12 protein-coding genes are annotated in these 12,488 nt (G+C 46.5%); 11 read left to right on the forward strand and 1 reads right to left on the reverse strand.

Features of this window, described 5'->3' with window-relative positions:
- Nucleotides 1-257 precede the first annotated feature (257 nt).
- Together katG and nudC are read left to right on the forward strand one after the other, a co-directional pair.
- Nucleotides 258-2,450 (forward strand): catalase/peroxidase HPI, encoded by a 2,193-nt coding sequence (gene katG, locus QOL74_RS04480; RefSeq protein ID WP_283408242.1) that lies wholly within the window; start codon nucleotides 258-260, stop codon nucleotides 2,448-2,450.
- Nucleotides 2,451-2,660: 210 nt separating this feature from the next.
- Nucleotides 2,661-3,506 carry an NAD(+) diphosphatase gene (gene nudC, locus QOL74_RS04485; protein ID WP_283408243.1) on the forward strand — a complete coding sequence of 282 codons (846 nt, stop codon included), beginning with the start codon at nucleotides 2,661-2,663 and terminating at the stop codon, nucleotides 3,504-3,506.
- 29 nt (nucleotides 3,507-3,535) lie between these two features.
- On the opposite strand, the gene QOL74_RS04490 is transcribed toward nudC, so the two are convergent.
- A complete protein-coding gene (locus QOL74_RS04490; RefSeq protein ID WP_283408244.1) occupies nucleotides 3,536-4,636 on the reverse strand; it encodes a YkvI family membrane protein in 1,101 nt (366 codons plus the stop codon).
- Nucleotides 4,637-4,767: 131 nt separating this feature from the next.
- Between QOL74_RS04490 and QOL74_RS04495 the strand changes: the two genes are divergently transcribed.
- From QOL74_RS04495 to QOL74_RS04535, 9 genes are all read left to right on the forward strand, one after another.
- The gene (locus tag QOL74_RS04495; RefSeq protein WP_283408245.1) at nucleotides 4,768-6,084 is read left to right on the forward strand and encodes a pyridoxal phosphate-dependent aminotransferase; all 1,317 of its coding nucleotides are present in this window, start codon (nucleotides 4,768-4,770) and stop codon (nucleotides 6,082-6,084) included.
- A gap of 358 nt (nucleotides 6,085-6,442) precedes the next feature.
- A complete protein-coding gene (locus QOL74_RS04500) occupies nucleotides 6,443-7,282 on the forward strand; it encodes an MBL fold metallo-hydrolase (RefSeq protein WP_283408246.1) in 840 nt (279 codons plus the stop codon).
- Nucleotides 7,283-7,561: 279 nt separating this feature from the next.
- Nucleotides 7,562-7,987, forward strand: a complete 426-nt coding sequence (locus QOL74_RS04505; protein ID WP_283408247.1) for an Lrp/AsnC family transcriptional regulator — start codon at nucleotides 7,562-7,564, stop codon at nucleotides 7,985-7,987.
- 40 nt (nucleotides 7,988-8,027) lie between these two features.
- On the forward strand, nucleotides 8,028-8,930 hold the full coding sequence (locus QOL74_RS04510; protein ID WP_283408248.1) for a DMT family transporter: 903 nt from the start codon (nucleotides 8,028-8,030) through the stop codon (nucleotides 8,928-8,930).
- A gap of 148 nt (nucleotides 8,931-9,078) precedes the next feature.
- Entirely contained in the window at nucleotides 9,079-9,579 is a 501-nt protein-coding gene (locus QOL74_RS04515; protein ID WP_283408249.1) for a GNAT family N-acetyltransferase, read from the forward strand.
- A 301-nt stretch (nucleotides 9,580-9,880) separates the two neighbouring features.
- Entirely contained in the window at nucleotides 9,881-10,372 is a 492-nt protein-coding gene (locus QOL74_RS04520) for a MarR family winged helix-turn-helix transcriptional regulator (protein ID WP_283408250.1), read from the forward strand.
- A 33-nt stretch (nucleotides 10,373-10,405) separates the two neighbouring features.
- On the forward strand, nucleotides 10,406-11,017 hold the full coding sequence (wrbA, locus tag QOL74_RS04525) for an NAD(P)H:quinone oxidoreductase type IV (RefSeq protein WP_283408251.1): 612 nt from the start codon (nucleotides 10,406-10,408) through the stop codon (nucleotides 11,015-11,017).
- 153 nt (nucleotides 11,018-11,170) lie between these two features.
- The gene (locus QOL74_RS04530) at nucleotides 11,171-11,677 is read left to right on the forward strand and encodes a GAF domain-containing protein (protein WP_346771713.1); all 507 of its coding nucleotides are present in this window, start codon (nucleotides 11,171-11,173) and stop codon (nucleotides 11,675-11,677) included.
- 222 nt (nucleotides 11,678-11,899) lie between these two features.
- On the forward strand, nucleotides 11,900-12,400 hold the full coding sequence (locus QOL74_RS04535) for a lecithin retinol acyltransferase family protein (RefSeq protein ID WP_283408252.1): 501 nt from the start codon (nucleotides 11,900-11,902) through the stop codon (nucleotides 12,398-12,400).
- Nucleotides 12,401-12,488 lie beyond the last annotated feature (88 nt).

Genomic DNA, 12,488 nt, shown 5'->3' on the forward strand with positions numbered 1-12,488 from the left:
AAAAAATCACAAGATGAAACCAGTGGGTAATGATTAACTGAATAAAGGTGTTTATGACTGCTTTCATAAGGCTCGAAAAAGTGTCGTCAATATCACACTTTTTCGGGCCAATATTAATGATGCAGGAAATAAGCATCAGGCAGTAAATGGTTGAAAATCTGCATTGAAAAATATAAACAATATCGTTTTGTGATCATTACAAGGGGTATGATACGCATAACTGTGTATTTTTGTTGATGAATAAAGGAGGTTGGCCAATGAGCGGAAACGGAAAATGTCCGGTAACCGGTATGACAAGAGCCAAAGCGGCTGGTGGTGGCACTTCAAATCGAGACTGGTGGCCAAATCAGCTGAATCTTAAAATGCTGCATCAAAACCCACCCGCCAGAAATCCCATGGGCGAGGGTTTCAACTATGCAGAAGAATTTAAAAAGTTGAATTTGAATGCTGTCAAACAGGATCTCTACGCACTGATGACCGATTCTCAGGATTGGTGGCCGGCAGACTATGGTCATTACGGCGGCCTCTTTATTCGCATGGCCTGGCACAGTGCCGGAACCTACCGATTGGGCGATGGCCGTGGCGGGGCCGGTTCAGGAAGTCAACGCTTTGCACCTCTCAACAGCTGGCCGGATAATGTGAACTTGGATAAGGCTCGTCGTTTGTTATGGCCCATTAAACAGAAATATGGCAAACAGATTTCGTGGGCTGATTTAATGATTCTGGCAGGCAACTGTGCACTGGAATCCATGGGATTTAAAACCTTTGGATTCGCCGGAGGCCGGGAGGATGTCTGGGAGCCCGAAGAAGACATATACTGGGGACAGGAAAGTGAATGGCTGGATGATAAGCGTTATTCCGGTGACAGGGACTTGGAAAACCCCCTGGCAGCGGTGCAGATGGGACTCATTTATGTGAATCCTGAAGGGCCCAATGGCCAACCCAGCGCGGTGGAATCAGGCAAGGATGTGCGGGAGACGTTCAAACGAATGGCGATGAACGATGAAGAAACGGTGGCGCTTATTGCAGGCGGCCACACTTTTGGAAAATGCCACGGAGCCGGAGATCCAGCCCACGTGGGGCCGGAGCCGGAAGCTGCCTCCATTGAAGAACAGGGGCTTGGGTGGAAAAACAGTATGGGCAGCGGCAAAGGAGATGATACCATTTCCAGCGGTATTGAAGGCGCCTGGACACCAACACCCACAAAATGGGACAATAGCTACCTGGAACTTCTTTTCAAATACGACTGGGATCTGGTGAAAAGCCCTGCCGGAGCCTGGCAGTGGATTCCTGTGAATACAGAACCAGAAGACATGGTTCCTGGGGCCCATGATTCGTCAAAGAAGTTTCCGCCTATGATGACCACTGCCGATCTTTCTCTGCGGATGGATCCCATTTATAAGCCCATTGCCCTGCATTTCAGAGATCATCCGGAAGAACTGGCAGATGCTTTTGCCCGAGCCTGGTTTAAGCTGACGCACCGGGATATGGGCCCCCGTTCCCGATACCTGGGCGCAGAAGTGCCTGAGGAAGAATTAATCTGGCAGGACCCGGTACCGCCGGTGGATCATGAACTGGTTCAAGAAACAGACATTGATGATCTTAAGAAACGCATTCTTGCCAGCGGCTTAACCATTCCGGAACTGGTGGCCACTGCCTGGTCATCCGCCGCCACCTTCCGTGGTTCCGACAAGCGGGGCGGTGCCAATGGCGCGCGCATTCGATTGATGCCTCAAAAAAACTGGGACGTCAGCCAGCCAGAGCAACTTGAGAAGGTATTGCAGATACTGGAGAGAATGCAGGCTGATTTTAATGCACAGGCAGGCAACAAGCGGGTTTCTTTGGCAGATCTTATTGTCTTGGCCGGTTGTGCCGGCGTTGAGAAAGCTGCTCAAAATGCAGGCGTTCATGTGACGGTACCTTTTTCTCCGGGTCGCACTGATGCCACTCAAGACCAAACGGATGTGGATGCTTACGGAGCGCTTGAGCCGAAAGCAGATGGATTCATTAACTTCAGTAAAGCCAAGTTTGCCTGCGCTGCAGAGGAAATGTTGGTGGATCGGGCCCAGCTTCTGGGACTGACTGCACCAGAGATGACAGTGCTGGTGGGGGGGCTGCGGGTGCTGAATGCTAATTTTGGAAAAATGCCCCATGGCGTTTTGACACATCGACCCGAGAGTCTGACTCATGACTTCTTCGTGAATCTGTTGGATATGGCAACTATGTGGAAACCAGTTTCGGAAGATGCAGATGTCTTTGAAGGACGAGACCGCCAAACCAATGAACTCAAATGGACAGGCACCCGAGTCGATCTTCTCTTTGGTTCCAACTCTGAGTTGCGGGCAATCGCAGAAGTATATGCCAGTGATGATGCTCAGGAAAAATTTGTTGAGGACTTTGTGGCGGCCTGGAACAAAGTGATGAATGCAGATCGATTCGATCTTGCATAGACAAAGGACGTCTGTTCATTTCCAACAGAAACGGTTTTTTTCAAAGCGCTTGCCTGATAACAGGCAGGCGCTTTTGCCCGCATGTCAAGAAGTGGTATAATTGAAGGGGAATAATTGTCAGCACTTTGAACTGAATAAACTAAGGATGCGTGAACTTCAGCGAATAATGTGGCAAAGTGACGACCATTAATGATGATGGAAGGGGATTGTATGATTCAGGATATTGAACCCAGAGTTTTCAGCAATCGTTTTCAGGAAAAAACTGCAACACTCCGGGATCTTTTTCTGGCCTATAAAGATGACCGGGTGCTCGTAAGAGAAGACAAGGAAAAGTTATGGTACCCTTCATTTTCAGATTTTGAAGCTGACTATCCCGACTTGATCAGGAAAGCCCACTTTCTTTTCACCATTGATGAGATGAATTATTTTCGGGTGGACCAAAAGGGACTTGATGAGGTGGATGGCTGGATCTATGCCCCCACAACCCGGTTTCGAACAGAGCCAAAATACTGGCGGTCTTTTGCCGGTGCGGTGGGATGGCAATTGAGCCGATGGTATGACAATCATCGGTTTTGCAGTCGATGTGGAAAACCGACGGTTCCTTCTCGAAAGGAAAGGATGCTTTATTGTGAAGAATGCACATTTCAGTCGTACCCAGTATTGTCTCCCTGTGTAATTGTCGGTGTTTATGACGGTGATCGGTTGCTGCTTACCAAGTACGCAGGGCGTGCCTATAAAAACCACGCCCTGATCGCCGGGTTTGTGGAGATTGGTGAATCGCTGGAAGAGGCTGTTCGAAGAGAGGTCATGGAAGAAGTGGGACTTCGGATCAAAAACATCAGCTACTACAAAAGCCAGCCATGGCCGTTTACAGACACACTTTTGGCCGGCTTTTTTGCCCAGCTTGATGGAGACGACACCATCATCATCGAAGAGGATGAACTGGCCTCTGGTGAGTGGATCAACAGAGAAGACATCCCCCCCGATGAGTTAAAAATCAGCCTGACAGGAGAAATGATGGAAGCATTTCGAAAAGGGGTTATAACCGCATCTTAACCCGGCAACTGTCACAATGAGAAAACCTCTTAAGAGGTAAAGTTTGTCTTGGTTCCGCCGACGGCAGAAAAAAAGCGGCGATACAGCATACCGGCAATAAGGACAAGCCCCAGATACCCAACGGCTGGGTACACAATACCCACCATTGTGGCAAATTGAAGGTGGCCTCCAAAAAATGCGAGAATGGTCAGAAGAAGGGCAGTGAAACGGTACTTCAGCGTTTGATCATTGCCCTCAATACGGTTCACAGCTGTCCACAACATGGAAGTGGAAGCGGTGTAGATGCCGGTCAGCATCAACAGGGCAAAGAAAGGTGCGATTGGTGGAATGCTGGCAGAAGCCATGGCCAAAGATGGAATTTGTTTATTGTAGACATCACCGATGATCACCAGCAAACCTGTACTTAAAATCATGGCACCGGCAAGAAAGAAAATGCCGGCAAACAGGCCTCCCAGCCTGGTATCAGTGCGATTTTTGGCTTGTTTGCCTATACCGGCTGCGAAAGGCATGAAACCAACCATGAGAAATGACGCGTACATAATTCCAGAAACCAACCAGTGGGAATAAGCACCTGGTACATGAAGTCCTTGCAGCACGTGTGCTGAATCAACAATACCGCCGGGATGGCGCACAATGCTGGTGAGGCTGATGATCATGGTAACAGAAATAAAAAAAGGTGCAATGGAACCCACAATCCGGGCCAGTCTTTTCAGGCCTGTGAGCACTGTTATCAGAGGCAGCAATGCCATGACAAATCGCCCCAAAGCAGGATGAAGTCCAAAATGTTCATGAATGGTGGCGGCAGCAGCCGAGATCATAATGGAAAAAGCCAGTAGCATGAGGGTGGGTACAAACCATTCAAAGAAGAACCCAATACGCTGACCGCAGTAATAGGCGAAAATGTCATTGGCATCTTCGAACTGCTGGGTGCGTCCATCCTCCAGAATAGTCATGGAGATCCAGGCAAGCAGCAGCATTCCCACCAGCCCTGCACCGATACTGCCAATAAACCCCAAATGAGTGAAGAACTGCATGACTTCCTGCCCGGAGGCAAAGCCTGCACCCACCACTGACCCCATAATGGCGCCGCCGAACAGAATGATTTCTTTCCAATGGGCCTTTTCTGGCATAGGATGTCCTCCTGTAAGTGAAATTTGTGTCACAATATGATAGAATGGAGATAAGCATGGAAGAATGATTTCATAAAGTGCATGGCATTGAAAAATCCTTTGTTGTTAGAAAAATGAAAAGGAGAATGAAAATGAGCAAACCGGTTTTATCAGCACATTTTGAATCCAGAAATCCGTCGGATGTACGCCTGGCACAAATGAAGTACGATGAGCGGGCCGTGAAGCCGGCGGCGGTGATCAATGTGGGAATCGGTAATGTGTCACTTCCCACCAATCCGGCTATGATGAAGCGGATGTTTGAACTACAGGCACCTGAGAGTCCATTTGACAAAGGTGTGATTCGTTACACCGGTACGGCGGGTACAGTGGAATGCCAGGATGCGTTTAAGAACATCCTGAAATGTGAAGGATTCGACACCAGCAAGCTCTTTGTGCAAGTGACAGATGGCGGTTCAGCAGGTATGGAACTGGTGATTCTGGGAGTTTGCGGCCCGGCCGGAACCAATGAAAAACCGTTGATGATGATTGATCCCGCCTATACCAACTATATTTCATTTGCCGAACGGGTGGGGCGTAAAACCATTACCGTTAAACGACAAATGGCAGAAGACGGTCGGTTCACACTGCCGGAGCTGGATAAAATCGAAGCAACCATTCAGGCCAACAAGCCGGGAGCACTGCTGGTGATTCCCTATGACAACCCCACGGGACAGTTGTACGATCACGAAACACTGGTGGAGCTGGCAAAACTGTGCGTGAAGTATAATATGTGGATGATCAGTGATGAAGCATACCGGGAACTTTACTATGATGACAATATCAAGCTGGTGAGCATTTGGGGCATCACAGATGCAGAGGTGCCTGGCATAGAGGGCCGCCGCATCAGCATTGAGACAGCCTCAAAGGTATGGAATGCATGCGGTCTGCGAATTGGTGCTCTCATCACTGATAGTGCTGAGTTCAACACCCGTTCTGTGGCTGAATACACAGCCAACCTTTGCGCCAATGCCATTGGTCAGTACATTTTTGGAGCACTGGCCCATGAAAGCAAGGAAGATCTCTTGGGATGGTGCAAAGACCTGCGGGTTTATTACAAAAAGCAAATCCTCATGGTGAACGAAGGCTTAAAACAGCATGAACCCGGTTTGATCGTTTCCAGCCCCGATGCGTCCATTTATTCGGTTATTGAAGTACGCAATGTGGTGAAGCCTGGCTTCGATGCCATCGACTTTGTGCTCTATTGTGCCGGTGAAGGTTCGGCGGTGATTGATGGTGTTGAAACCACACTGCTGGTGGCACCCATGAAAGGCTTCTATGATATCAAAGAAGGTGAATCAAACCCGGGTAACACCCAGTTCAGAATTTCTTTCGTTGAATCTCCTGAAAACATGGCGAAGGTGCCGGAGCTTTTTGTGAAGTTGCTCCGTCAATACGAAGCACAGCGTTAAGCTGAGAAGCAACGCAAAGAAACATTAAAACACAGATATTTCATGTATTAAGGGGCTGATGTCTGTTTCATGGGCATCAGCTCTTTGATTATCATCGGATGAAACAATAATATTCGGCGCTTACCTGTACCATTATAACATGCTGACCAATGCCTTTTGCAAAAAAAAGTGGCCGATAGAGATGTTTGGAATGCTGACAACTGTGTATAATAAGCAAAGAAACGATTGACAGTCAACTGAAGTACCACTGAAATAAAGCATGGAACAACAGTACATGACAGTGGATGAACATGAGGAGAATGCACTGGAAACCATGGAAGAAAACGTTGGACAATGAATGGAAAGCGGGGGAATTGAGATGAAACTGACAGTGCTCATGGATAACAACACAATAATCGACCGGTATTTTCTGGGGGAACCAGGGGTATCCTACCTGCTGGAAGTGGATGACCGCAAGATCCTCTTTGACACTGGGTACAGTGATGCCTATCTTCTCAACGGTCAGAAAATGGGTATTCATTTTTTTGATTTAGACGCCATCGTATTAAGCCATTCTCATATGGATCACACATGGGGGCTTGAGCCGCTTATCAAACGGTTTAGTGAAGAAGTGATGGAAGGCAGGCAGTTTCAACAACCAATACTTGTCGCCCACCCGCAAATCTTTGACTCCAAAACATTTTTTGGAACTGAGGAGTTCGGGGTGAATGTTGATCCACAAAAATTAGCTAAATATATGACGCCTCAGCTCACCCGGGAACCTTTCTGGCTGACAGACCACCTGGTCTTTTTGGGCGAAATTCCGCGAAAAAATGCCTTTGAAGCCAGAAAAAGCATTGGGAAAGTGCGTGTGGGAGACATGCTGGAAGACGATTACAGCATGGACGACAGCGCGCTTTGCTATACCGGGCCAGAAGGGTTGGTGATTATTACCGGCTGTTCCCATGCTGGAATTTGCAATATTATGGAACATGCCCGGGCTGTATGTGGCGACGAAAGGGTGCATGATGTTATTGGCGGGTTCCACCTGCTTGACCCTGAAGAAGAACAGATGAACGGCACAGCGGCATATTTTCAGTCCCGAGGAGTTAAACAAGCCCATCCCTGCCATTGCACCGATTTAAAATCAAAAATTGAACTAGCCAAGTGGATCCCCGTTGAAGAGGTGGGCGTTGGTCTGGTACTGGAGTACACTTAAAGTTGTCACAAGTTTTCAAAAACCCACCATACAGCACACAGCAATGGCCGAACTTTGATTCTCAAACAAAGTTCGGTCATTGCTGTGTATTGCAGAAGGGCAACATCATCTTTTTTGGCCTTTTAATCAAACGTTTCGTCAACAAAGAAATAACAGGCGACCAGCAGACAAGCAAAACACATTCGAAACGATCAAAAAGAAATAAACAGTATCAATGTATGGACGAATCGGTTAAAATAGGATATCTGAAACTTCAAGATTAAGTGAGGTGGTGGTGAGGTGGATTCCATTGACTATGAAATTCTAAAATACCTAAAGAAGAATGGGCGTATGACTCATGAAAAAATTGCGCAGGCTGTTAACCTCTCACGGCCGGCAGTGCGAAACAGGGTGATTGCCATGGAAGATGCAGGGGTAATTGAAGGCTATTCCACACGAATAAACTATGATGTTCTTGGCTTTAACATTCAAGTGCTGGTGTATGTAAAAGTAATGAGTATTTCATATGAGGAAGTCATGAAGCAGATTCACGCCAGGGTGCCGGATCGACTGATTATTGAAGACCAGTTCCGTTTGTCAGGCGAATGGTGCATCTTGCTGAGGGTAATGTGCCATTATCAGGAAGACATCACCTTGTTTGTTGACCGGGTCATTCAAATAGAAAATGTAGTGGCAACGAATACAGTTCTGATCTTTAAATCATAGACATTGCCCATTAATCGAGAAACAAGGAGGCCAATTGACCATGGGTTTTATACAGCAATACACAGGTGAACTGGCGGCATTGGCCACGGCCTTTTGCTGGGCAGTTACAGCCACTGCCTTTGAACACAGCGCCAAACGAATTGGTTCTATGAACATGAATCTGCTGCGTTTATTGCTGGGACTCGTATTTCTTTCAACATATACTTTCGTTAGCCGGGGCTATTGGCTGCCATTCGATGCGACTCGTACCGAATGGTTTTGGCTCACTCTTTCAGGCATCGTTGGTATTGTCATTGGTGACATTCTTTTGTTTGAAGCTTTTGTACGCATTGGAGCCAGAATATCGATGCTGATCTACTCCAGTGTACCACCCCTGAGTGGTCTGATGGCTCTGATTTTTTTAGGAGAAAAAATGACGCCCATTCAGATTGCCGGCATGTTTATTACCGTTGCGGGAATCGTTTCGGTGATTCTGGTGACGGAAAAAGATACCAGCAAAATTCATTTTACGTACCCGGTGATTGGAATCCTTTTTGCTTTTGGAGGGGCGGCAGGCCAGGCGGGCGGGTATATTTTGGGTAAATATGGCATGGCTGGCTACGATCCCTTTTCAGCAACACAAATTCGCCTCATTGCCGGTCTTATTTGCTTTATCATTCTTTTCACTGTCAGAAACCACTGGCCTCACCTGATACGGGCTTTTAAACAAAAGGATGCACTGGTGTCTCTGACGATCGGATCGTTCTTTGGCCCCTTTCTGGGAATTTCTCTGTCACTAATGGCGGTGCAGCGAATTAATCCGGGAGTGGCTTCAACTTTAATTTCACTCACGCCCATTTTGCTAATTCCTTATGCGTTTATGGTGAAAAAAGAACGGGTCACTTTGAGAGAAATTATGGGAACGGTCATTGCGCTCACTGGTGCTGCGATCATGTTTATATGAGTGTGCCAGTCAAATTTTCGAAGGTGAAATATCACTCAATGGTTGGCACATACAACCATTGAGTGATATAATGGCCGACATAACCAAAAAACCAACTATCGGTGGTGTTTTAAAAAGACACCCGAAATGAAAATAGGAGGCGATAGGGATGGAATATACCATCGAAACAATGAAAAACAGTGACTGGGAACAGGTGGCGGCCATATATCTGGCAGGCATTCAAACAGGCATTGCCACTTTTCAAACAGAAATTCCTACATGGGAAGCATGGGATGAAAGTCATGCACAGTGCTGCCGACTGGTAGCCCGGTCAAATAATGAGATCCATGGTTGGGCAGCTATCTCACCCACTTCCAGCCGGTGTGTGTATGCCGGCGTGGGGGAGGTCAGCATCTACATAGATGCGGCCTGCCGAGGTATGGGGATTGGTCAGGCGCTGTTGAATCAATTGGTGAAGTGTTCTGAAGAGAATGGTTACTGGACACTGCAGGCTGGTGTTCTGAGAGATAACGAAGCCAGTCGGGCACTTCATGTGAAATGTGGATTTAAAGAGCTGGGTATACGAGAAAAACTGGGGAAAATGCCCACAGGAAAATGGCACGATGTGGTTTTTCTTGAAAGAAGAAGTTCAAAAGTAGGGCAAGAATAGTCGTCGCGAGACTGAAACCGGAAGAAATGTTTTCCGGTTTTTTTGTTTCGGAAAACAACATGCCCAGAAAAATTCAAACAAAGTGGTTTAATGGTCATAGCTGTCGATGTTCGCTACCTCTGAATGCTGCCAAGTGTCCACTGGACAACCCGCCGCTGTAAGTTTTTGCTCTTGATTTTAGAAAATGTGAAATAAAGATGTTTAAAGAAACAAGGGTTAGTGTATATAATATATAACGAAATCGAGATAACTTAAATCGAGATAATCGCAAAGCAAATGATATAAGTGAGGAGGGAAGGTGATGGAAACACAAGATATTCAGGATGAAACGCTTACATCATTAAAACTGTTTGTGGTATTGAATCGAGCGGCGCGATCTGTGAATGACAGAATTGCAGAAGATATTCGTTCGCACGGGTTAAATCCCACCGAATTTGCAGTGTTGGAACTTCTATATCATAAAGGTGATCAGCCGGTGCAGGTAATCGGGAAAAAAGTACTTATTGCCAGTTCCAGCATCACCTATGTGGTGGATAAACTGCAAGAAAGAGGGTATGTGGAGCGAAGTGCATGTCCCAATGACCGTCGGGTAATTTACACGAAGCTTACTGGGATGGGACGCGATTTGATGGAGAAGATTTTCCCTGAACATGCCGCGATGATTCAGCAGTTGTTTAGCCATCTGACAGTTGACGAAAAAGCGATGTTGGCAGAACAACTAAAATCAATCGGCAGGCATGCGCAAGGTTTCAAAATGGATTCTGCCAGAAAACCGGCGCATCAAGGAGAGTAGAGTTGAGAAGTGCAAATGAAAAGGAGAGATGACATGTCAACCAAATTGGCAATCGTATTTTACAGTTCAACAGGAACTAACTTTCAATTGGCCCAGTGGGCAGCAGAAGGAGCAAAAGAGGCGGGGGCAGAAGTAAGATTGCTGAAGGTTCCCGAACTCATGCCGCAGGCAATAGTTGAAGCTGATCCGGCAAAAATGAAGCATCAACAGAATGTGAAGGAAGTACCTGAAGTCAGCCCTGAAGATTTGGAATGGGCAGACGCTATTATTTTCAGTGTGTCTGCACGATTTGGCAATATGGCTTCACCCATGAAAGCGTTTTTCGATTCTCTGGGAGGCCTTTGGTTCCAGGGGAAACTGGCTAATAAGGTGGTCAGTGCCATGACCTCTGCACAAAACCCCCATGGTGGTCAGGAAGCGGTCATTCTGTCGCTTTATACTTCCATGTATCACTGGGGAGCTATTGTGGCAGCACCAGGATATACTGATCAGTCCATCTTTGGAGCAGGAGGCAACCCTTACGGAGTCAGTGTGTCAGTTAACGGAGAAGGCGAAATTCAGGGAGATATAGATGCAATTAAAGCAGCAGCAAATCATCAGGCAAAAAGAACGGTCACTGTTGCCGGATGGGTGAAACAAGGCTAACGGAAGAAGAATAACTATTTTTGGAAAATGGGAGTTGCACCTGCAACTCCCATTTGTCGGGTTTGCATAAATGTTGCGGGAGTTATAGAATGAAAAAGATGTGAGAATCATGAAAGTTTCCCTAAGAAAGACTAAATTTTATGAGGTGATAAAATGGAAGCTGTTAAACACCCTGCATTTACAAATAAAACAGAGCTTTATCGCTATATGAATACCCGTTTGGTGGGACTTTTATCGTCAGAAACTGACTGGCTGGCCAATCTGTGTAATGCAGCTGCACTCATCAACGATCTGTTGAAAGACATCAACTGGGTGGGGTTCTATCTGGCAAATGGTAAAAATAAACTTATTCTGGGTCCTTTTCAGGGGAAACCTGCCTGCGTACACCTCTATTACGGGAAAGGAGTTTGTGGAACGGCTGCAGAAACCAGAACAGTACAGTTAGTACCTGATGTGCATGCCTTTCCAGGCCATGTGGCCTGCGATGCAGATTCCCGTTCAGAAATTGTGCTGCCCATCGTAATCGATGATGCGGTGGTGGCTGTGCTGGATATAGACAGCCCAATACTGAATCGGTTTGACGAAGAAGATCAGGAAGGCCTTGAGAAGGTCACCATAACACTCTGCCAATATATTCTTTGGGATCAGGTAAAGAAGTAAAATAAAAAATGTTGCATTCGCGAAAAAAAAGCGTGTCGATTTGCCGTTGAAAGTATATAATAAGGCAAGGCGATTTTTGTCAGACAAAATGATGACACGGTCGTCATATTAACATGACCGGTCATACCAAACTAAAGCCATCATTTCGTTCGCGGCTGACGGCAATCTTGGGGAATGACAATCCATGGTCAGACATTAAAATGAAGCGAAGGAAGTGATTCAATGCAGGGAGACATTCTTTTTGTGATGCGCGAGCCATTACGCTTTGGCTCAATCGGGGTTCGGGTAAATGATGAAACACGCTGGATTGATCGGCTGATCATTCGGTTTTTACGATACAGGCACTATGGCATTGAGGTGGAAGATGGACAGGTTATCCATTTTTACTGCAACAGCCTTTTGGCATTGCCGCAGGCGACTATTGCAAAAGTACCACTGGCAGTTTTTGCCAAAGATGGTGTGGTGAAAGTGGATCGCTCGGTGAAACGGCTTTATTCACGGGAGCTGGTGATGAAAAGGGCTTACAGCCAATTAAACTCAAACTTTGAAGGGTATCATTACAGCCAAAATAATTGTGAACATTTTGCTGTCTGGTGTGCCACAGGAGAGCGGCAGTCGCAGCAAAATCTGATACGGGAAGCAGCCGCAAGATGGATAAGCCTTCCATTGAGAACCGGGGAAAAAGTCATGGCAAGTATTGCATTGTTCAGCTTTTTTCAATAGTAAGGTATATTAGTTCAGTAAGCGTGGCCTCTTCTTTGTAATTATGCAAACCAAACAAGAAAAGCCTGCAGATGTGCATTAAGATCTG

It is taken from the genome of Anoxynatronum buryatiense, assembly GCF_900182905.1.
Classification (GTDB): domain Bacteria; phylum Bacillota; class Clostridia; order Peptostreptococcales; family Tindalliaceae; genus Anoxynatronum; species Anoxynatronum buryatiense.

Bases quoted from the DNA above. Each gene is read 5' to 3' on its own strand.
- nudC (WP_283408243.1), top strand. From the start codon at position 2,661: ATGATTCAGGATATTGAACCCAGAGTTTTCAGCAATCGTTTTCAGGAA.
- wrbA (WP_283408251.1), top strand. From the start codon at position 10,406: ATGTCAACCAAATTGGCAATCGTATTTTACAGTTCAACAGGAACTAAC.
- QOL74_RS04530 (WP_346771713.1), top strand. From the start codon at position 11,171: ATGGAAGCTGTTAAACACCCTGCATTTACAAATAAAACAGAGCTTTAT.
- QOL74_RS04520 (WP_283408250.1), top strand. From the start codon at position 9,881: ATGGAAACACAAGATATTCAGGATGAAACGCTTACATCATTAAAACTG.
- QOL74_RS04515 (WP_283408249.1), top strand. From the start codon at position 9,079: ATGGAATATACCATCGAAACAATGAAAAACAGTGACTGGGAACAGGTG.
- katG (WP_283408242.1), top strand. From the start codon at position 258: ATGAGCGGAAACGGAAAATGTCCGGTAACCGGTATGACAAGAGCCAAA.
- QOL74_RS04535 (WP_283408252.1), top strand. From the start codon at position 11,900: ATGCAGGGAGACATTCTTTTTGTGATGCGCGAGCCATTACGCTTTGGC.
- QOL74_RS04490 (WP_283408244.1), bottom strand. From the start codon at position 4,636: ATGCCAGAAAAGGCCCATTGGAAAGAAATCATTCTGTTCGGCGGCGCC.
- QOL74_RS04495 (WP_283408245.1), top strand. From the start codon at position 4,768: ATGAGCAAACCGGTTTTATCAGCACATTTTGAATCCAGAAATCCGTCG.
- QOL74_RS04500 (WP_283408246.1), top strand. From the start codon at position 6,443: ATGAAACTGACAGTGCTCATGGATAACAACACAATAATCGACCGGTAT.
- QOL74_RS04510 (WP_283408248.1), top strand. From the start codon at position 8,028: ATGGGTTTTATACAGCAATACACAGGTGAACTGGCGGCATTGGCCACG.